Source organism: Subtercola endophyticus (genome assembly GCF_021044565.1).
Taxonomy (GTDB): Bacteria; Actinomycetota; Actinomycetes; order Actinomycetales; family Microbacteriaceae; genus Subtercola; species Subtercola endophyticus.
In genome coordinates, this window is record NZ_CP087997.1 from 839,139 (window position 1) to 857,960 (window position 18,822).

Here is an 18,822-nt window from a genome sequence, read left to right on the forward strand (position 1 = left end):
CACCTCACAGGTAGTGGTAGAACTTCGGCCGAAGAATGTCGGCATGGATGATTCGGGCCGGGCGATTCGAGGGCACGGCCACTATTTCGAGAAAACGACCTTGCCGGTCGGTTCCGATGATGAAGACCCGTGGTTCGTTGTCATACTCCTGCTCTATGTATCGAAGGATGTTTGGTCACGTCCCGCGTAGTGGTGGAGTTTCTTGACACCGTGCGGGGATCAATTCATTGATTATGCGGCAGCGAGTTCTGGGATAACAACCACCTCCTCGACCTCGTTGAGTGTGGTGTCGAGTTCCTTCATTGAGGCTTCGGAAAAGTAGCGTCGCTCGCCGGCTTCCCATTCGTCGTGCTGCTCGACGAGGACAGATCCGGCGAGGCGGAGCATCGCGGCGGGGTTCGGGAACACGCCGACGACGTCGGTGCGGCGTTTGATTTCTTTGTTCACCCGTTCCAGCGGGTTCGTGGACCAGATCTGACGCCAATGCTTCGGCGGGAAGCTCGCGAACGCGAGCAGGTCCGGGCGGGCGTCGTTCAGCATCGTCGCGACTTTCGGGTGGGAGCGTTCCAGCATTTTCGTGACCTCGTCGAACTGGCCATTCACATGCTCTTTGTCGGGTTGGGCGAAGATCGTGCGAATGATCGAGCCAACCATCTCCTGCGATCCTTTCGGGATCACCGCGAGCACGTTGCGCATGAAATGCACCCGGCACCGCTGCCACGACGCACCCTGCACCGTCACGGTGATCGCCTTGATCAGGCCGGCGTGCGCGTCGGAGATCACGAGCCTCACGCCGTTCAGGCCGCGGGCTTTCAGGCCGCGGAGGAACTCGGTCCAGAATGCCTCGTTTTCGCTGTCACCGACGTCGAAACCGAGGACTTCACGGTGCCCGTCAGCGGCGACACCGACCGCGACAACGATCGCCTGTGACACGACCCGATGATTCACGCGTGCTTTGCAATACGTCGCGTCGAGGAACACGTACGGGTACGCCTGCCCGGTCAGGTCACGATCCCGGAACGCAGCAACCTCCTGGTCGAGGTCAGCGCAGATGCGTGACACCTCCGACTTCGATATGCCCGTGTCAGCGCCGAGCGCTTTCACGAGGTCATCGACCTTTCGGGTCGAGACGCCGTGCAGGTACGCCTCCATCACGACCGCGAACAGTGCCTGATCAACTCGGCGGCGTCGTTCCAGCAGCGACGGGAAGAACGTGCCCGCCCGCAGTTTCGGGATCTTCAACTGCAGATCCCCAGCCGTCGTGGTCAGCAGGCGTTGCCGGACCCCGTTTCGTTGCGTGACCCGATCGGTACTGCGTTCGTAGGGTCCGGCGCCGATGAACGCGGCAGCTTCCGCGTCGATCAGTTCCTGGTACAGCGTTTCGGTCGCGACCCTGACCCGGTCGCTGACATCAGTGAGTTTCAGTTGGCCAAGCAGCTCGAGCAAGGCAGAATTATCCAGAGCCATCGTGCGTGAGTCCATTCCATGAGTAGCTTTAGTCGGTGCTCATCGACCATCGCACGATGGCTCACCACGTCGACAACACGACGCTCAGGCGGTCCGAAATTCCACCACTCACGGGGACGCAACCGGATGTTTCTCAGCGCGCACTCGATGTCTGCGGGCGCAATGCCGTGTTTTCGTGCACTTGTTGCGATCTCCATTATGTCATCATCTTGTTGACACTAGTACATTTACGAGGATTAATCATTGAACTAGACCATTCGCATGAGCGGCACCGACTCTCAGCCCACGCGGCCCTCGCGCCCACGCTCGCGGGCGGTGCGGATGCCCGACCAGACGAGAGCGACGACCACCGCCACAAGGGTGCCGAGCACCGTCTCGAGGCCGCGATCGGTGATGAGGGCGGTGGGGTCTGTCGGGTGGGCCATGCTGACCATCACGAGAGCGAGCGGCGTGATGAAGATGAGCGCAACGCCGTAATTGCGCAAGATCATGAGCTCGGCGGCGATCTGCAAGGCTACGACGAGCAGAATCGCCCAGAGTCCAGCCGGGTGCAACAGCAGCAGGCCCCAGGCGACTACGAGCCCGACGAGGGTGCCGAGTACACGATGGGCGCCGCGCACCATGGTCTGCGCGAGGTCGAACGCGACCAGCGGAACGACGGCGGCGACCATGGCCCAATACGGATGCCCGATCTGCAGCAGCGTCGAAAGCGATCCGGCGACGGCGAGCGCCACGCCGAACCGTGCCGCCGACAGCAGCGACTCGCGGGAGCCCAGTACGCTGCGCAGGCGCGTGATAGCGGCGCTTCCGGTTGGGGAGGGCGTCGAAGGCGCGGCGATCGAGGCGGAGGGTGCGCGCAGCACAGCATGCGCCTGCCCTACAAGCAGCGCGAACGCGGCCGAGGCGCCGCTCACTACCACAGCGACGAGAACGTTGACGCCGGCAGGGGAATTCGCTCCCGTGACCGACGGCACCGGGATCGACGCGACGGCACACAGGGCGAAGACCGCGAACAGCGGGCCTGGGGGAGTCCATCGCGCGGCCTGCGAGATGAGCGCCACGATCATGGCCCAGACGGCACCGAGCAGCACGGTCATCCATTCGCTCGCCGGCGCCGGCGCCGGAGCTACGACCGAACCGAGAGCCACTGAGACGACCATGACCACGGCCGCGACGGTCTGCATGCGAAGCCGGGCGCCGCGCAGCACGGTGCGCCCGTAAACCGACGTGAACGCCCCGAAGGCGCCGAAGATCGACCACTCGGGGTGACCCAGGGCGTAGAGCACGACAAGGGGCACCAGTACAGACACTCCCACGCGCAGCGCCGCTCGAGGGGCCGAGGCGTCGCGCCCGATGGTCACCAGCGAACGGGAAAACGAGACGGGCGCGGGCGAGTGCGGCTGCGAGGTTACACGGGTGTGGATTGCTGACATCAGAAGTATTTTACCAGTAAAGTATCTGGATGACCACCCGATCAGCTGACCTGAACAGTGCATCGACTTCGCATCGAGACGCGATCGACCGATTGCGCGCCCAGTGGGCTGTGACCCGACCCGAACTCGATACCAGCCCCGCCGCCACCATCGGGCGGCTGCTGCGCGTGGCGAAACACGTCACGTCGCTGAGTGACGCCCGGCTGGCCGAGTTCGGCATCAGCCGCGGCGAGTTCGACGTACTCTCGGCGGTGCGCCGCGCGCCGGCACCGCCGACTCCGACGGAACTGGCGAAAGACCTGCTTGCCTCGAACGCGTCGATCACCAAGAGGCTGGTTCTGCTCGAGAAGTCGCAGCTCGCCGTGCGAATACGAAGCGCGTCCGACGGCCGCGTGGTGACGGTATCGCTCACCCCGGCGGGCGTCGCGCTCATCGATCGTGCCCTCCCGGCCCAACTCGGCGTAGAAGCCGCACTGATCGACGTGCTGGGCGAAAACGAGCGTGACCAGTTCGAGTCGACGCTGCGGCGGCTGTTACGAGAGTGCGAAAACCGCCCGTAACCTGATCGTCTTTTTGCTTCGGTACGGTCGCAGCTATGCCCCAGAACACCCCCGCGGACTCCCGCATGCTGACCATCGTGAACGCCATCATCATTCCGATGGCTGACGGTTCCGACTGGTTCAGGGGGTGGATGACCGTGGGGAACGATGGCTGCATCACCGGTCTGGGCGAGGGTGAACACCCCGATCATCCGGTCGCCCACGCCCACGCCGACGCCGACAGCGGCACCGGCACAGACGCCGACGGTCCGGCCACCCGCATGCGCGCCCGCACCGTGATCGACGCGCACGGCGCCTTCGTCGCCCCCGGGTTCATCTCGGCGCACAGTCACATCTTCACCTCGGGCATGCGCGGTATGACCCCGGGTGACAACCTCTACGGCTGGGTGGGTACGCAGTCGGCGTTCATCTCGGGCGCGGGCGAAGACGACATCTACTGGTTCACTTTGCACGGCTGCCTCGACTTCATCGGCAACGGCATCACGAGCGCCTACAACTTCACCGATTCGCGGGTCGTCGGCCGCTATGATCCGGTGACCGACCGGCGCGAGATCTACTCGATCCGCGATGAGCGGTACCTGCAACGGCAGGTGGATGCCGCCCGCGACTCCGGGCTGCGAGTGCTGAACTCGATCCGGCTCGACAGCGAGTTCCAGCCCGTGGAGCAGGCGTTCGAGGTGTTCGCCGATGCCGTGGCCTACGTCGAGAGCAGTGTGCCGGCCGAGCTCAACCTCGGCACGAGCGTGTTCGGCGCCGTGCAGTGGTCGGAGACAGAGCAGGCGGCGCGCGACGAAGTGCGCGCGATGGACGCCCACGGCATCGGCAACCAGGCCCACTTTCTCGAGACGAGCGAGGCGCTCGACCAGCAGCGCGAGAAGTTCCGCTGGTACGAAGACGCCGGTGCCCTGCGTGAGGGCTTCTTGTTCGGCCACTTCGTGCACCCCGACACCGACATGGCCGAGACGGCCGCGCGCTCGGGAAGCGGCATGGTGTGGCAGCCCACCTCGAACGGGCGGCTCGGCTCGGGCGTCGCCGACATTCCGCGCTACCGCGACCTCGGAATGCCCATCGGCGTCGGCCTCGACGACCAGTCGTGCACCGACATCAGCGACCCGTTCCAGAACATGCGCATCGGTATGTACACCCAGCGCGCGGTGCACCAGGATGCCTCGATTCTGCTGCCGCGCGACATGATCCGCCTGCACACGCTCGGCTCGGCCGAGGCGCTGGGTGTGGCCGATCGGGTGGGCAGCCTCGAGATGGGCAAGTTCGCGGATTTCGTGGTGGTGAATCCGTCGTCGCCCGACACCGGCCCCGTGTGGGACGTCTACGCCAGCTACGCGTTCGCTTGCGGGCTGCGAAACCTCGAGCAAGTGTACATCGGGGGAGTACTCGCGGCCGAGAACGGCCGCCCCGTGCATCCGGCGGCCGCCGAGGCCTCGTCGCAGCTGCACGAACGCGTGCGTTCTGCCGCCGGCCGCACCGGCCTCACCCTCGCCTGGTGAGAGCGACAGATGCGGACGAGACGAGCCGCCCCGGCCGTCGCTTTCGTCCGCAACACTCGCTCTCGCGGGCGTGATCAGCCGAGGTAGCGGATGATCTCGGCGGCCGAGTCGATGATGGCGAGGTGCGGATGCTCGGCGAGCGCCTCCCGGGTGAGCCCTCCGGTGAGCACCCCGACACCCGCGACGCCCGCGTTGTGCGCCGCCTGCAGATCGACCACCGTGTCTCCGACGGCGAGTACTGTCGCGACATCGGTGGCCCCGGTCAGCTCCATGGCGTGCTGGATCAGGTACGGCGCCGGCCGCCCCGCCCGCACGTCTGAGGTCGTCACCACGGCGTCGAGCAGGTCGTCGGGCCCGGCACCCGTGCTCCAGCCGAGCGACGCGAGCAGCGGGCCGGCCACGTCGTCCGAGAAGCCGGTGGTCAAGGCGACCTTCACGCCCCGCCGGCGGAGCTCGCGCAGGGTCTCTTCGACCCCGGGCAGTGCGACCGGTGGATGCCCGCGGTACGCCTCACCGAGCAGAACCTTGAAGCGCACAAAGGCCTTCGCGACCCCGTCGGCTGTTGGCTCGACGCCGCCCAGGTTCATCAGTGCGCCGATGGCCGTCACCTTGTCGGTGCCCATCCAGCGCTGCAGATCGGCGTCGGCCACGCTCGCTCCGGTTTCGACGACCGCCCCGGCCAGCGCGTCGTAGACCAGTCCGTGGTCGTCGATAGTGGTGCCGGCCATATCGAAAGCGACGAGTTCGATCACGGAGTCATTCGATCAGTGCAGCGTGAACTCGAGATGAATGCAGAGCGGCCACTCGTCGCATTCACCGTGGCGTGCCTTGACAGCCGTTTCGGCTGCCCGCAGGGTCAAGATCGTGAATTCAGCAAACCTTCTCGCAGAGTGCGATGTCGTGATCGTCGGCGCCGGCATCGTGGGGCTCGCCCACGCCACCGAGGCGCTCAGGCGAGGGCTCTCGGTCGTCGTGATCGACAGAGACTCCCGCGCCGTCGGCGCCTCGGTGCGCAACTTCGGGCACTGCTGTGTCACCGCCCAGTCGGGCGACCTGCTCGAGCTGGCGCAGTCGGCCCGCGAGCGATGGCTGCACTACGGTGCGCTCGCCGGCTTCTTTCACGTGCAGTCGGGCGGACTGGCCGTGGCCCGCAGCGCCGAGGAGCTCGCCGTGCTCGACGAACTCAGCGCGTCGCGAGAGCGTGGGCAGGTGCGCCTGATCTCAGCACCCGAAGTGCTCGACCAGCTCGGCCGCAGCGACGACGACCACGCGCATCCTGCGGTGCTCGGCGGCGCGGTGCTACGAGACGACCTGCGCGTCGACCCGCGACAGGCGGCTCGCTCGCTGGCTGGCTGGCTCGACGAACAGCCGGGCGCGCGCGTGCACTGGCGAACATCCTTTCTCGGATTCGACGGCACGCTCGCCCACACGTCGCGCGGCAGCATTCGGGCGCAGAAGGTCATCGTGTGCGTCGGCCACGATCTCGACTACCTGCTGCCCGACGTGGCCGATCGGTTCAACGTGCGCCGGTGCTCTCTGCAGATGGCGTTGATCGAGGCTCCGGATGCTCGGCGCATCACTCCGGCCGTGCTCACCGGCACATCGATGCTGCGGTACCCCGCTTTTTCCGAGACGCAGGCGGCGACCGCATTGCGCGCGACGCTGACGGCCGAGGCTCCCGAGCTGATCGACATCGACGCGAACGTGATATTCACCCAGCGGCCCGACGGCAGCATCATCGCCGGCGACAGCCACGACTACGGCGAGTCGGTCGACCCGTTTCTCATCGAGGCGACCAGCGACCTGCTGTTGGCGAATGTCCGCCGAGTTCTCGGCGCGCCGACGGCGCGAGTCCTGCAGCGCTGGCAGGGAATCTATGCGTCGAGCCCCACCCAGAGTTATCTCATCGAACACGTCGACTCGCGGCTGACCGCGGTCTCGATCACGTCGGGGGTCGGTATGACCATCGGTTTCGGTGTGGCCAAGCGCACGCTCGACTCGTTCGGCTGAGCGTCGCCGGGTGTTCACACGGTGAGTGCCTCCCCTTCACCGGCGCGGGTGAGCATCAGGTGATCGGTTCGGTGTCACCACGTCGCCTGCCCTAGAGCGCACGGCCGGGCGATCATCCAGGAGGACACAGTTCAGTGAACAGTAAACGTCTCATGATCGGCGCCGCTTTCGCGGCAGCCGTGGCGATCTCGCTCACCGCCTGCGCGGGCGGGTCGAGCACGCCCTCGAGCACCGCAGAAACCAGCGCGAAGACCGCGACCAGCGCGGCAGACCTCGGCGGCATGGATGCGCTCGTGTCGGCAGCCAACGCCGAGGGCCAGCTCAACGTCATCACCCTTCCGCCGTCGTGGGCCAACTACGGCGCCATCATCGACGGCTTCGAGAAGAAGTACCCGAGCATCAAGATCAACTCGGCCAACCCCGACGGTTCGAGTGCCGACGAGGTTTCGGCCGCAAAGGCGCAGAAGGGGCAGTCGACCGCACCCGACGTCTTCGACATCGGAACGGCCGTCTTGCAGCAGAACCTCGACCTGGTCGCGCCGTACAAGGTGGCCAACTGGGCCGACCTGCCGGCGGACTACAAAGACGCTTCGGGCAAGTGGTACTACGACTACACCGGTCTCATGTCGATCGGCTACGACTCGAAGGTCATCACCAACCCGCCCACCTCCATGAAAGATCTGCTCGGCTCGGCCTACAACGGAAAGGTCGCCATCAAGGGCGACCCGACGCAGGCCAACGAGGCCGCCAGCGCCGTGTACCTCGCCGCGCTGCAGAGCGGCGGCAGCGCCGACAACATCCAGCCGGGAATCGACTTCTTTCACTCGCTGAAGCAGGCGGGCAACTTTCTCGCGGTGACTCCCACGCAGGCGACCGTCGCTTCGGGTGAGACTCCCGTGGTCATCCAGTGGAGCTACAACAACCTCGCTTGGGGTGCGGCGGGCGGAACCAGCGGCAACCCCGACTACAAGACGGTTGTTCTGCCCGGCACCGCGCTCGGCAGCTACTACAACCAGGCCATCAACGTCGACGCTCCCCACCCCGCGGCGGCTCGGCTCTGGGAAGAGTACATCTACAGCCCCGAGGTGCAGAACCTCTACCTCGCGTCTGGTGCTTACCCGGCGACGCTGGCGGCCATGCAGTCCGCCGGTACCGTCGACAAGACCGTTCTCGCCACCGTGGGCGAGCCGCCGGCGAGCTTCGTGCAGCTGACCGCAGACCAGGCGACCGCGGCCGCCGCTCTGCTCAAGTCGGGCTGGGCTACGGCGATCGGCTGATTGTGACATCGACTGTCGTCGCACCCGTGACGCCGGCCGACCAGACGCGCGGTGCCGAGGTCTCGACCCCTCGGCGCCGCGCCGTCACGTGGCTGGGTCTTGTTCCCTTCGGGGTGTACGTCGTTCTTTTTCTCGCGGTTCCGGCGGTGCTGGCCATCGCCAGCGGGTTCTTCGACGGCTCGGGTGCCTTCACCCTGGCCAACTTCGCCGCCTACACCAACCCGACCATTCTGCAGAACTTCTTCGCCTCGATCTGGATCTCGGCACTCACTGCCGCACTCGGAGCGGTGTTCGGCGCGATCATCTGCTTCGCCCTGCTCGGCACTCGGCCCGACCGGATGCTGCGCTCCGCCGTCGATTCGGCCAGCAGCGTGCTGGCGCAGTTCGGCGGCGTGATGCTCGCCTTCGCGTTCATCGCCACGATCGGCGCACAAGGCGTGCTGACCAAGTGGCTCGTCTCGATCGGATTCACGGCGAATGTCTTCAACAACTTCAACGGCAGTGGGCCTCTGCTCTACCAGATTCCCGGTTTGGTGATTCCGTATCTCTACTTTCAGATTCCCCTCATGGTGCTGACCTTCATGCCGGCCATGGAGGGGCTCAAGAGCACCTGGGCCGAGGCGAACGCCACCCTGGGCGGAACACGCTTCACCTACTGGACGCGCATCGGCATGCCGATTCTGGCTCCGGCCTTCTTCGGAAGCCTCATTCTGCTGTTCGCCAATGCGTTCTCGTCGTATGCCACGGCGGCGGCGCTCATCTCGCAGGGCGGCATCGTTCCGCTGGCCATCCGTCAGCAGCTGACCAGCGAGACCATCGTCGGCGTCGCCAACGTCGCGGGCGTGCTCGCGCTCGGGATGGTCGTGGTGATGATCGTGCTCATGACGGCCTATTCGGCGCTGCAGCGGCGCGCGTCGCGGTGGCGCCGATGAGCGCCACACGGGCGACGCCACGGCTGGCAGCGACGCGGCCAACGCCGCCGAAGCAGCGCGCGCCGCGTTATGCCGCGGCGCCCTCGAGAACGACACGCTCGATCATCCTCGTCATCACCGGGGTCGTCTTTCTGATCCCGATTCTGTCGATGCTCGAGTTCTCGCTTCGCCAGGGTCAGACCGGCGCGCACGGCTTCGACCACTACGCGGCGATCTTCACCGCCGGCAGTGCCGGAACGTACGATGTGCTGTTCCAGGGCATCGCCAACTCCATCGCGATCTGTCTGGTGACGGTGCTGATCGTGCTGGTGCTGTTGTTGCCGACCATGATTCTGGTCGAGGTGAAGTACCCGAAGCTGCGCGGAATTCTCGAGTTCGTCTGCATCATTCCCATCACCATCCCGTCGATCGTGCTCGTCGTGGGCTTCATTCCGGTGTACTCGGTGGTCGCCGGCATCTTCGGCAGCCAGCCGTGGACGCTCGGCTTCGCGGTAGGAATCATCGTGCTGCCGTACGCGTACCGTCCGATCGCGTCGAACCTGGCGGCGGTCGAGGTGGTGACGCTGAGCGAGGCGGCCCGGGCACTCGGTGCGGGCTGGCTGCAGGTGCTGTGGCGGGTCATTCTGCCGAACCTGCGGCCGGGCATCCTGTCGGCCTGCTTCATCACGATCGCCGTTGTGCTCGGCGAGTATACGATCGCGTCGTTTCTCAGCCAGAACACCTTTCAGACGGCACTGGTGCTCGTGCAGCACACCGACCCCTACGTCGCGGTGATCTTCGCGGTCTTCGCGCTGATCTTCGCGTTCATTCTGCTGCTGGTGATCGGGCGGCTGGGCGCGCTCGGCCGCAGCCGCTCGCGCGCATGAAGAGAGAAACCGTTATGACCTCAGAATCGAAGACCCGAATGAACTCCACCGACTCGCTGTCGACCGGTACCACCTTTGCTGCTCGCGAAGGCGCTCGGGTCGACCTGTCGAATGTTGTGAAGTACTACGCGAGTCAGCGAGCGCTGAACGGCGTGAACCTGTCGATGGCGCCGGGGGAGTTCGTCGCTCTGCTGGGGCCGTCGGGCTGCGGTAAGACGACGGTGCTGCGCGCTCTCTCAGGGCTCGAGAGCATCACCGAGGGCCGCATCGTGATCGACGGCGTCGACGTGGCGAACACCCCGGTGAACAAGCGCGATATCGGCATGGTCTTTCAGGCGTACTCCCTGTTTCCGCACCTCACGGTGACGCAGAACGTCGAGTTCGGGCTGCGGATGCGCAAAGTGGATGCCGCGGCCAGGCGCCGCCGGGCATCCGAAGCTCTCGACATGGTGGGCCTCGGCGACTTCGGGGGGCGTTATGCCCACCAGCTCTCGGGCGGCCAGCAGCAGCGTGTGGCGCTGGCTCGCGCGCTCGTCACCCGGCCGCGGGTGCTGCTGCTCGACGAACCCCTGTCGGCACTCGACGCGAAGGTGCGGGTTCAGCTGCGCGATGAGATTCGCCGCATTCAGACCGAACTCGGCATCACGACGCTCTTCGTCACGCACGATCAAGAAGAGGCGCTCGCTGTGGCCGACCGGGTCGCGGTGATGCGCGCGGGCAACATCGAGCAGATCGGCACGCCCGAAGACCTCTACACGCGGCCCGCTACCTCGTTCGTCGCCACCTTCATCGGGCTGAGCAACGCACTGGATGCCCGGCTCGCCGGCAGCACCGTCACCGTGCTGGGTACCGACCTGCCGCTGCTCGGCACGGGGCCCGCCGACGGGATGGTCACCGCCTACATCCGCCCCGAAGATGTGTCGTTCGTTCCCGACGGCTCAACCGGCGCGATCGCGGCGACGGTCGTCGCGTCGAGCTTTCTCGGCTCGTTGCGGCGCACCCAGGTTCGGCTCGACACCGGCGACCTGCTCTTCGTGCAGCACGACGTGCAGCTGCACCCCCTCTCCGGCGAGCGCGTCGCGGTCGCCCTCCGCGGCGGCCCGGTGGCGGTCGACGCCGCCTGACGCCGTTATTCGCTCTGGCAGGCGCCGGAGGAGACGGGGGTTGAGGCACCTGCCTCGTCGATGACCGGCTGCGCCTCGCTCAGCGTGAGGGCGTAGCCCGTCTGATCGTCGGTGGTGGAGCGGGCGAACACCACGCCGACCACCTTGCCCGAGGTGTCGAACAGCGGGCCGCCGGAGTTGCCGGGCAACACGGTGGTGCGCAACGAGTAGATCTCACGCGTGACCGTTGCCGAGCCGTAGATGTCGAGTCCGACCGCCTCGACCACCTGGCGAACCCGGGCGGTGGCGCTGGTGAACGGGCCGTTCTCGGGGTAGCCGGCCACCACTGCCGAGTCGGAGGGGCCGAGGTTCGAGCCGAGGGTCAGGGGCGAGATGCCGAGGCCTGCGACGTCGAGCACGGCGAGGTCGCGCTGCGGGTCGTAGACGACGAGTGTCGCGGGCAGTAGTGAGCCCGAACCGCCCGCTTGCACGAAGATTTCGGTGCCGCCGGCTACGACGTGGGCATTCGTGACGATGCGGTCGTCGGCGACCACCCACCCGCTTCCTTCGGAGTCGTTGCCGCAGTTCGGCGCGGAGGTGAGCACTTTCACCACACCGTCTGACGAGGCCGTGACGGCACTCGGAACGGTGGAATCCGGCGCCTGCGCACCGGCGATGAACTCGGCTCCGTCGGCGAATACCGTGGGAAACCCCGCGTTGCCGAGCGCGGTGTCGAGCGTGCCGAGGGCAGCCGTCGCGGGAATCGGCGCCATCGAGTTGAGCGTGCGCACGACCTGCGACGAGTTGACCAGCTGCGTCGCCTGCAACTGCCCCGTCGACAGCAGAAAGCCGCCGGCCAGCCACACCACGACGGCCCAGGCCAGAATTCCCAGCACCGCGCCGCCCGCCGAGTCGAGCTTGCGCACGACCCGAACGCGCCCGACAGCGCGACGCATGAGCGTGGCCGCCGCCCCGAGCACCGAAGACCCGATGACGATCGAGAGCACAAACACGGCGCCCGCGGCGATCGACCGCTGCAGCGTGCTGGTCCAGCCGTATTGCACCAGCCAGTCGACCACGATCGGTGCGACGAGGGTGGCCACCCAGGCCCCGACGGCGATGCCCGCGAGCGATGCCGCCGTCACCAAAGCCCCGCGCGCCCACCCGCCGGCGACCGCGAGCACGGCGGCGACGATCAAGACGATGTCGACGGCCAATTGCATAGCCTTCAATCTCTCTTGTCAAGCTGGGTGAAGGCTGTTGGCGTCTGGCATTTCTCGGGCGGCGCCGAAACATGCCGTCAATGTTGAACCGCTACCGTATTGCTTGTGACTATCGACGACCAGCCCCCAACCGCAACAACCACGGCGGGTTTAGACCTCAGCCGCAGCGCCATCAGCGACGAGGTCGACGAAGACCTGCGGTCTGATGTGCGGCTGCTCGGCAGCCTGCTCGGCCGGGTACTCAGTGAATCCGGCGGCCCCGAGTTGCTCGCAGACGTCGAGAAACTGCGCGCCCTGACCATCGACGCCTACGAGCACGAGCACAGCGCGCACGAGAACGACGCTTCGATCGAAGATGCCGAGCAGCTCGTCGAGTCTTTCACGCCCGAACGCGCCGAGCAGGTGGCGCGGGCGTTCACCTGCTACTTCCACCTCAGCAACCTCGCCGAAGAGCACCACCGCGTGCGGGTGCTGCTGGCTCGGGATGCCCGGGGTGACGCCCAGGCCTCTGACTCGCTCGCGGCGGCGATCACTCAGTTGCAGGCCGAGGTCGGCGCCGACGAAACAGCCTCACGGCTCGCGAACCTGCGTTTTCACCCCGTACTCACCGCTCACCCCACCGAGGCGCGCCGGCGCGCGGTCGCCTCGGGCATCCGGCGCATCAGCGAGCTGCTCGCCGAGCGCGACGTGACACAGCCCGGCACTCTGAACGCCGCCGAGAACGACCGCCGTCTGCTCGAAGAGATCGACGTGCTCTGGCGCACGTCGCCGCTGCGCACCACGCGGCCCACCCCGCTCGACGAGGTGCGCACGGCGATGAACATCTTCGACCAGACGCTCTTTCAGATCGTGCCGCGGGTCTACCGGCTGCTCGACGACTGGCTGCTGGCCGCCGATGCCGGCGCGAAGCCCGTCACGGCCCCTGCGTTCATGCGCCTCGGAAGCTGGATCGGCGCCGACCGCGACGGAAACCCCTACGTGACCGCCGCCGTCACGAAGTCGGCTGCAGCGATCGCCTCCGAGCACATTCTGCTCGGTCTCGAGCACGCCGCGACCCGCATCGGCCGCACGCTCACGCTCGACTCCGCCGACACCCCGCCCGACGCCGCGCTCAAGGCGCTCTGGGAGCGCCAGCGCAGCTTCGCCGGTGACGTCACGGCCCAGATCGGAACGCGCGCGCCGAACGAACCGCACCGCCGGGTGCTGCTGGTGATCGCCGAGCGAATCGCGGCGACGCGCACGCGAGACGCCGACCTCGCGTACGCCCGGCCCGATGAACTGCTCAGTGATCTGCGCACCATTCAGGCCTCGCTGCGCTCTGCGGGAGCCGAACGCAGCGCGAACGGCGAACTGCAGAACCTCATCTGGCAGGTCGAGACCTTCGGCTTCCATCTCGCCGAGCTCGAGGTGCGCCAGCACTCGAAGGTGCACCGGCAGGCGCTCGAAGAGATCCGCGCGGGCGGCCCGCTCAGCGACATGACGAACGAGGTACTCGACGTCTATCGCACCATCTCGTATCTGCAGGGCCGCTACGGAGTGAAGGCCGCGCATCGGTACATCGTGTCGTTCACGCAGTCGTCAGAAGACCTGGCGAACGTCTACGCCCTCGCGGAGGCGGCGCTGGGTTCGGCCGAGGCTGCGCCGACGCTCGACGCGATTCCGTTGTTCGAAACCTTCGACGATCTGCGCGCCAGCACCGAGATCCTCGCCGAATACATCGAGTTCGAGCCGGTCAAGGCACGATTGGCAGCTACGGGCCGCAAGCTCGAGGTCATGCTGGGCTACTCCGACTCGTCGAAAGACGTCGGCCCGGTATCCGCGACGCTCGCGCTGTACTCGGCGCAGGCGAAGATCGCGCAGTGGGCGAAAGACAACGACATCGAGCTGACGCTCTTCCACGGCCGCGGCGGTGCCCTCGGCCGCGGCGGCGGCCCCGCGAACGAGGCCGTGATGGCCCAGCCGCCCGGATCGGTCGAGGGCCGGTTCAAGCTCACCGAGCAGGGTGAGGTGATCTTCGCGCAGTACGGCGACAAGACCATCGCTGCCCGGCACATCGAGCAGATGGCGGCGGCCACCCTGCTCGCCTCGAGCCCGTCGAACGAAGAAGAGAATCGCGCCGCGACAGAGGCCTTTGCGGAGGTCGCGGCGACGATGGATGTTCGCTCACGCGAGCGCTTCTACGAACTCATCAAGGCCGACGGTTTCGCGCCCTGGTTCGCGCAGGTCACGCCGCTCGAAGAGGTCGGTCTGCTCGCGCTGGGTTCTCGCCCCGCGCGCCGCGGGCTCTCGATCGAGTCGCTCGAAGATCTGCGCGCGATTCCGTGGGTTTTCGCCTGGACCCAGGCCCGTATCAACCTCACCGGCTGGTTCGGCCTGGGCAGCGCACTGGCAGCCGTGGGCGATGTGGATGTTCTGCGTGACGCCTACGCACGCTGGCCGCTCTTCACGGCGATGATCAACAACGTCGAGATGTCGCTGGCCAAGACCGACGACCGGCTGGCCGAGCGCTACCTCGCCCTGGGCGACCGCGACGATCTCGCCGGGCTGGTGCTCGAAGAGATGGCGCTGACGCGTGAGTGGGTGCAGCGCACGACCGGGCATTCCGAGTCGCTCGAGGCCCGCCCCGTGCTGCGCCGGGCGGTTCGCCTGCGCAGCCCGTATGTCGACGCCCTGTCGCTGCTGCAGCTTCGTGCGCTCAAGTCGATCCGGGCATCCGGCAGCGCAGACCCGCTCGACGAGCCGCATCAGCTGTTGCTGCTGGCGGTCAACGGCGTCGCCGCCGGCCTGCAGAACACCGGCTAGCGGGTGCCGGCGGGCCCCGTTCCGGGCCGGGTGCTGCGCATCTTCCGTTTGGTGCCGAGCGGTTAGTTGAGCAGCTGTTCCCAGTTCGGCGGCACGTGACCCTCGGGCCCCGGCGTCGGCTGGTCGAGCGGGTGGTGCACGGGGGGAGCTAGGGCGGGGCCGTCGGCGAAGGCGTTGGTGCGGTAGTTCCACATCCACGATTCGCCGGGCTCGAAGCTCTGCATGATCGGGTGCCCCACCGCGTGAAAGTGCTTCGTGGCGTGCTGGTTCGGCGAGTCGTCGCAGCAGCCCACGTGCCCGCACTCGGCGCAGCGGCGCAGGTGCAGCCACCAGCCGGTGTTGGGGTCACAATCGGCACACCCTGGCCCGCTCGGGGTCACTTCGACATCGATTCCGTTGACTGCGCTCACAGTAGGATCGTAATCCATGACCGACATTTCGGACGTCTCGCAGGTACCCGAAGATTCGCGCAGGGCGCTGGCCGCCGGTTCCGCCGCGGCAGGCCTGATAACCCCCCTCTCGATGCCCGATGCGGCTTCGGCGCCGCTGTACGCGCCGTTTCTGAAGGCCGAGGCGTATCCGACGCTGACGGATGACCAGCTGAGCCGACTGCGCGCGTACGGCGAATCGCATTCCACCGCCGTCGACGACATCATCTTTCGGGCCGGCGACACCGAACTCGACCTGATTGTGGTCGAAGCAGGCGCCGTAGAGATCAGCCAGGTCGCCACCCTCGACGCAGGCGAAGAACTCGTCAACCGGTTCGAGGCTGGCCACTTCATCGGCGAACTGAACCTGCTCACCGGTCAGACCCTCTACCTCACCGCGCGAGTGGTCGCGGCGGGCAGCGTCACCCACATCTCTCCGCTGCGCTTTCGTGCGCTGATGGCCGAAGAGCCCGACCTCTCCGACCTGCTGCTGCGCGCGTTCATCGCCCGGCGCAAGAAGCTGCAGCACGGCGCGGGGGCCCGCAGCATCGAGATCGTGGGCTCCGCGCTGTCGGCGGCGTCGCTCGCCCTCCGCACGTACGCCGCCAGGCAGCAGCTCGCGCACCTCTGGTTCGACTCCGACAGCGTGGCCGGCCAGTCGCTGCTCACCGTGGCAGAACTCAGTGCGGCAGACCTTCCCGCGGTCATCCTGCCCGACACGGTGCTGCGTAACGCAACTCCGGGCGAGCTCGCCGAGCACGTGGGGCTCTCGTACCGCAGAACGGGCGACGAGGTCGTCGACCTCACCGTCATCGGGGCGGGCCCGGCGGGATTGGCGGCGGCGATGTACGGCGCATCCGAAGGCCTGTCGACCGTCTTGCTCGACGAGATCGGCACCGGCGGCCAGGCGGCGGCGAGTTCACGTATCGAAAACTACCTCGGTTTTCCCTCGGGGCTGAGCGGCGCCGAACTGACGTCGAGGGCCGCCGTGCAATCCGAGAAGTTCGGTGCCCGGTTGTTCACGCCGTGCAAAGTGGTCGACCTGGATGATCGGGTCGGCTTCTTGCGGGTGTATCTCGATGACGGCACGACCATCTCGACGCGCTCGATCATCATCGCGACCGGGGCGCACTACCGCTCGCTCGAGTTGCCGAACTGGAGCCAGTTCGAGGGTGCCGGCATCTACTACGCCGCCACCGAGATCGAGGCGCGCGCCTGCGGCAAACGCGCTGTCACCGTGATCGGCGGCGCGAACTCGTCGGGTCAGGCGGCCCTGTTTCTCGCCGGGCACGGCAGCGCCGTGACGATCGCTGTGCGGCACCACGACATCGGGCGCGGAATGTCGTCGTATCTCGTCGATCGGCTGCAGGCGCATCCGAACGTCACCATCAAGGTGTCGACCGAGGTGACCGAGCTGACCGGTGATACATCGCTGACCGGCGTCGTGCTCACCCGGGCGACGGGCGAGACCGAACAGACGGAGTGCACCGGGCTGTTCTGCTTCATCGGCGCCACTCCCGAAACGTCGTGGCTGTCGGGGGTGGTGACCGACGACAACGGATTCGTGCTCACCGACGTCAGTCTCGAGCCGAGCGACCTGCCGGAGTGCTGGGCGAGCCTCGGGCGTTCTCCGCTGCCGTTCGAGACGAGCATCCCCGCGGTGTTCGCGGCCGGAGACGTGCGGCTCGGGTCGATGAAGCGGGTCGCTGCAGCGGTGGGCGAGGGTGCCAGCGCGGTGCGATCGGTGCACCAAGCTATCGGCGCTCGAGTCTGATCAGGCAGACGATTTCGGCAGGGGAGTTGTTCGGTCGCCGGGCTCTTCGATGAACGTCAGGCCGGCCCCGCTATTGGCTGAGGCGGTCATTACGGTGATCCAGTCGCGGTTGATCGACGGCACCTTGGTGGCGCTGTAGCGAAAATACAGGGGAACCGAGGAGTCGAGCCAGATGCTGCTGCGGCCATCGCCGATAGCCGGATCGTCTTTCCACGAGAAGAAAAAACTCTCGCGCCGCCGCAACTTCGCGCCGATGACGATCTGCAGGTGCGTCAACACCCGGTCGTCGAATTCGATCTCGGTACCCGAATCACCGTAGACAAGCTTTCCCATGACACTCCTTGCGGCTAAGAATACTGTGCCGATCGCGCATCTGGTGAGAAGAGGTGTGGTCTGGCTTCGGACTACCCGATTGTCGGAAGCCAGACCACGGGAATTCGAGAAACCAAAGGCGTCAGAACTCGCACAATGATTATTCGGGAACTCCGATCGCGGTGTCTTCGTGGGGGAGAGACAACCGCGTCATGACAAAACTATGGCCGCATTCGACGGCGATTTCAAACTTGGCTCTTGCCCTTGACGAAGGCAGATGTGACCCCTATTCTGGGGGGTCTTTTTTGCGTTCCGGAGTTTCGCTCGTGCGAAGACAGTCGTCGATTGCCGTTAAAGCAAAAAGAGTTGTATTATCAGTTCAAGTCAATTGCACCTTTACTCGAATCCGGTATCCACTGTGAACAGTCAAGCACCAACGCTCGCCGTCTCCACGGTGATTTTCGCGTTGCGTGCGACGGATTCAGACGAGGGCACCCCCGCCACTCTCTGGCTGCCGCTTGTGCGGCGCATCCGTGAGCCGTTCGAGGGCCGCTGGGCGCTGCCGGGTGGCCCCATCGGCGGCGACGAGAGCCTGGCCGACGCTGCCGCCCGAAACCTGCTCGAGACCACGAGCCTCACCTCGCGGTACCTCGAGCAGCTCTACGCCTTCGGCACCGTCGACCGGTCGCCGAGCCAGCGCGTGGTCTCCATCGTGTACTGGGCGCTGGTGCGACCCGATGAGGCCGAACGGGCGGCTGAGAGCGAGAATGTGCGCTGGTTCGCCGCCGACGACCTCCCTTCGCTGGCGTTCGACCACAACACCATCGTGGAATACGCGCTCTGGCGGCTGCGCAACAAAATGGAGTACAGCCGCATCGCCCACGCGTTTCTGGGCGAGCGGTTCACCCTCACCCAATTGCGCGAGGTGTACGAAGCGGTTCTTCGAAAACCGCTCGACCCCGCGAACTTCCGCCGCCAGATCGAGTCCACGAAGTCGGTGGTCGCAACGGATGAACGGCTCGCCGGCGGGCGTCACCGCCCTCCACGGCTCTACCGCTACAACGAGTCGTTCGATCTGGCCGATAACGGCCCCCTCCCTGTTCTGTAAGACCACCCGTTTGTATTACCAC

At 66.4% G+C, this 18,822-nt stretch carries 17 protein-coding genes; 11 read left to right on the forward strand and 6 right to left on the reverse strand.

Features of this window, described 5'->3' with window-relative positions; genetic code table 11:
- Positions 1-43 precede the first annotated feature (43 nt).
- Positions 44-190: a hypothetical protein gene (locus LQ955_RS04130; protein WP_231026954.1), complete on the forward strand. Its 147-nt coding sequence runs from the start codon at positions 44-46 to the stop codon at positions 188-190.
- Positions 191-231: 41 nt separating this feature from the next.
- Here the strand turns inward: LQ955_RS04130 and LQ955_RS04135 are convergent, their stop codons facing one another.
- Both LQ955_RS04135 and LQ955_RS04140 read right to left on the reverse strand, forming a co-directional pair.
- Positions 232-1,467: an IS256 family transposase gene (locus LQ955_RS04135; protein ID WP_231028027.1), complete on the reverse strand. Its 1,236-nt coding sequence runs from the start codon at positions 1,465-1,467 to the stop codon at positions 232-234.
- Positions 1,468-1,745: 278 nt separating this feature from the next.
- On the reverse strand, positions 1,746-2,900 hold the full coding sequence (locus tag LQ955_RS04140; protein ID WP_231026955.1) for an FUSC family protein: 1,155 nt from the start codon (positions 2,898-2,900) through the stop codon (positions 1,746-1,748).
- A gap of 29 nt (positions 2,901-2,929) precedes the next feature.
- Between LQ955_RS04140 and LQ955_RS04145 the strand changes: the two genes are divergently transcribed.
- Positions 2,930-3,460, forward strand: coding sequence for a MarR family winged helix-turn-helix transcriptional regulator (locus tag LQ955_RS04145; protein ID WP_231026956.1), 531 nt, complete (start codon positions 2,930-2,932; stop codon positions 3,458-3,460).
- A gap of 35 nt (positions 3,461-3,495) precedes the next feature.
- A complete protein-coding gene (locus LQ955_RS04150) occupies positions 3,496-4,965 on the forward strand; it encodes an amidohydrolase family protein (protein WP_231026957.1) in 1,470 nt (489 codons plus the stop codon).
- Between the two features lie 74 nt (positions 4,966-5,039).
- Here LQ955_RS04150 and LQ955_RS04155 read toward each other — a convergent pair whose 3' ends face one another.
- Positions 5,040-5,717, reverse strand: coding sequence for a phosphonatase-like hydrolase (locus LQ955_RS04155; protein WP_231026958.1), 678 nt, complete (start codon positions 5,715-5,717; stop codon positions 5,040-5,042).
- Between the two features lie 112 nt (positions 5,718-5,829).
- Between LQ955_RS04155 and LQ955_RS04160 the strand changes: the two genes are divergently transcribed.
- The 5 genes from LQ955_RS04160 (at position 5,830) to LQ955_RS04180 (ending at position 11,174) form a co-directional block, all read left to right on the forward strand.
- Positions 5,830-6,975, forward strand: coding sequence for a TIGR03364 family FAD-dependent oxidoreductase (locus LQ955_RS04160; protein WP_231026959.1), 1,146 nt, complete (start codon positions 5,830-5,832; stop codon positions 6,973-6,975).
- Positions 6,976-7,109: 134 nt separating this feature from the next.
- Positions 7,110-8,252 carry an ABC transporter substrate-binding protein gene (locus tag LQ955_RS04165; RefSeq protein WP_231026960.1) on the forward strand — a complete coding sequence of 381 codons (1,143 nt, stop codon included), beginning with the start codon at positions 7,110-7,112 and terminating at the stop codon, positions 8,250-8,252.
- Complete coding sequence (locus tag LQ955_RS04170; RefSeq protein WP_390623467.1) at positions 8,252-9,184, forward strand: ABC transporter permease; 933 nt, start codon at positions 8,252-8,254, stop codon at positions 9,182-9,184. The genes LQ955_RS04165 and LQ955_RS04170 overlap by 1 nt, the downstream gene beginning before the upstream one ends.
- Positions 9,181-10,050, forward strand: a complete 870-nt coding sequence (locus LQ955_RS04175) for an ABC transporter permease (protein ID WP_231026961.1) — start codon at positions 9,181-9,183, stop codon at positions 10,048-10,050. Before LQ955_RS04170 ends, LQ955_RS04175 begins: the two co-directional genes overlap by 4 nt.
- Before the next feature lie 38 nt (positions 10,051-10,088).
- The gene (locus LQ955_RS04180; RefSeq protein WP_231028029.1) at positions 10,089-11,174 is read left to right on the forward strand and encodes an ABC transporter ATP-binding protein; all 1,086 of its coding nucleotides are present in this window, start codon (positions 10,089-10,091) and stop codon (positions 11,172-11,174) included.
- A 5-nt stretch (positions 11,175-11,179) separates the two neighbouring features.
- Here LQ955_RS04180 and LQ955_RS04185 read toward each other — a convergent pair whose 3' ends face one another.
- The gene (locus tag LQ955_RS04185) at positions 11,180-12,376 is read right to left on the reverse strand and encodes a MarP family serine protease (RefSeq protein ID WP_231026962.1); all 1,197 of its coding nucleotides are present in this window, start codon (positions 12,374-12,376) and stop codon (positions 11,180-11,182) included.
- 105 nt (positions 12,377-12,481) lie between these two features.
- Between LQ955_RS04185 and LQ955_RS04190 the strand changes: the two genes are divergently transcribed.
- Entirely contained in the window at positions 12,482-15,178 is a 2,697-nt protein-coding gene (locus tag LQ955_RS04190; RefSeq protein ID WP_390623438.1) for a phosphoenolpyruvate carboxylase, read from the forward strand.
- Between the two features lie 62 nt (positions 15,179-15,240).
- Here the strand turns inward: LQ955_RS04190 and LQ955_RS04195 are convergent, their stop codons facing one another.
- Positions 15,241-15,606 carry a UBP-type zinc finger domain-containing protein gene (locus tag LQ955_RS04195; protein ID WP_231026963.1) on the reverse strand — a complete coding sequence of 122 codons (366 nt, stop codon included), beginning with the start codon at positions 15,604-15,606 and terminating at the stop codon, positions 15,241-15,243.
- Here LQ955_RS04195 and LQ955_RS04200 point away from each other — a divergent pair.
- Entirely contained in the window at positions 15,605-17,380 is a 1,776-nt protein-coding gene (locus LQ955_RS04200; protein WP_231026964.1) for an FAD-dependent oxidoreductase, read from the forward strand. The two genes, LQ955_RS04195 and LQ955_RS04200, sit on opposite strands and share 2 nt — an antisense overlap.
- On the opposite strand, the gene LQ955_RS04205 is transcribed toward LQ955_RS04200, so the two are convergent.
- Entirely contained in the window at positions 17,381-17,713 is a 333-nt protein-coding gene (locus LQ955_RS04205; protein WP_231026965.1) for a DUF7882 family protein, read from the reverse strand.
- A gap of 397 nt (positions 17,714-18,110) precedes the next feature.
- Between LQ955_RS04205 and LQ955_RS04210 the strand changes: the two genes are divergently transcribed.
- Entirely contained in the window at positions 18,111-18,800 is a 690-nt protein-coding gene (locus LQ955_RS04210) for an NUDIX hydrolase (protein WP_231026966.1), read from the forward strand.
- Positions 18,801-18,822: the final 22 nt, after the last annotated feature.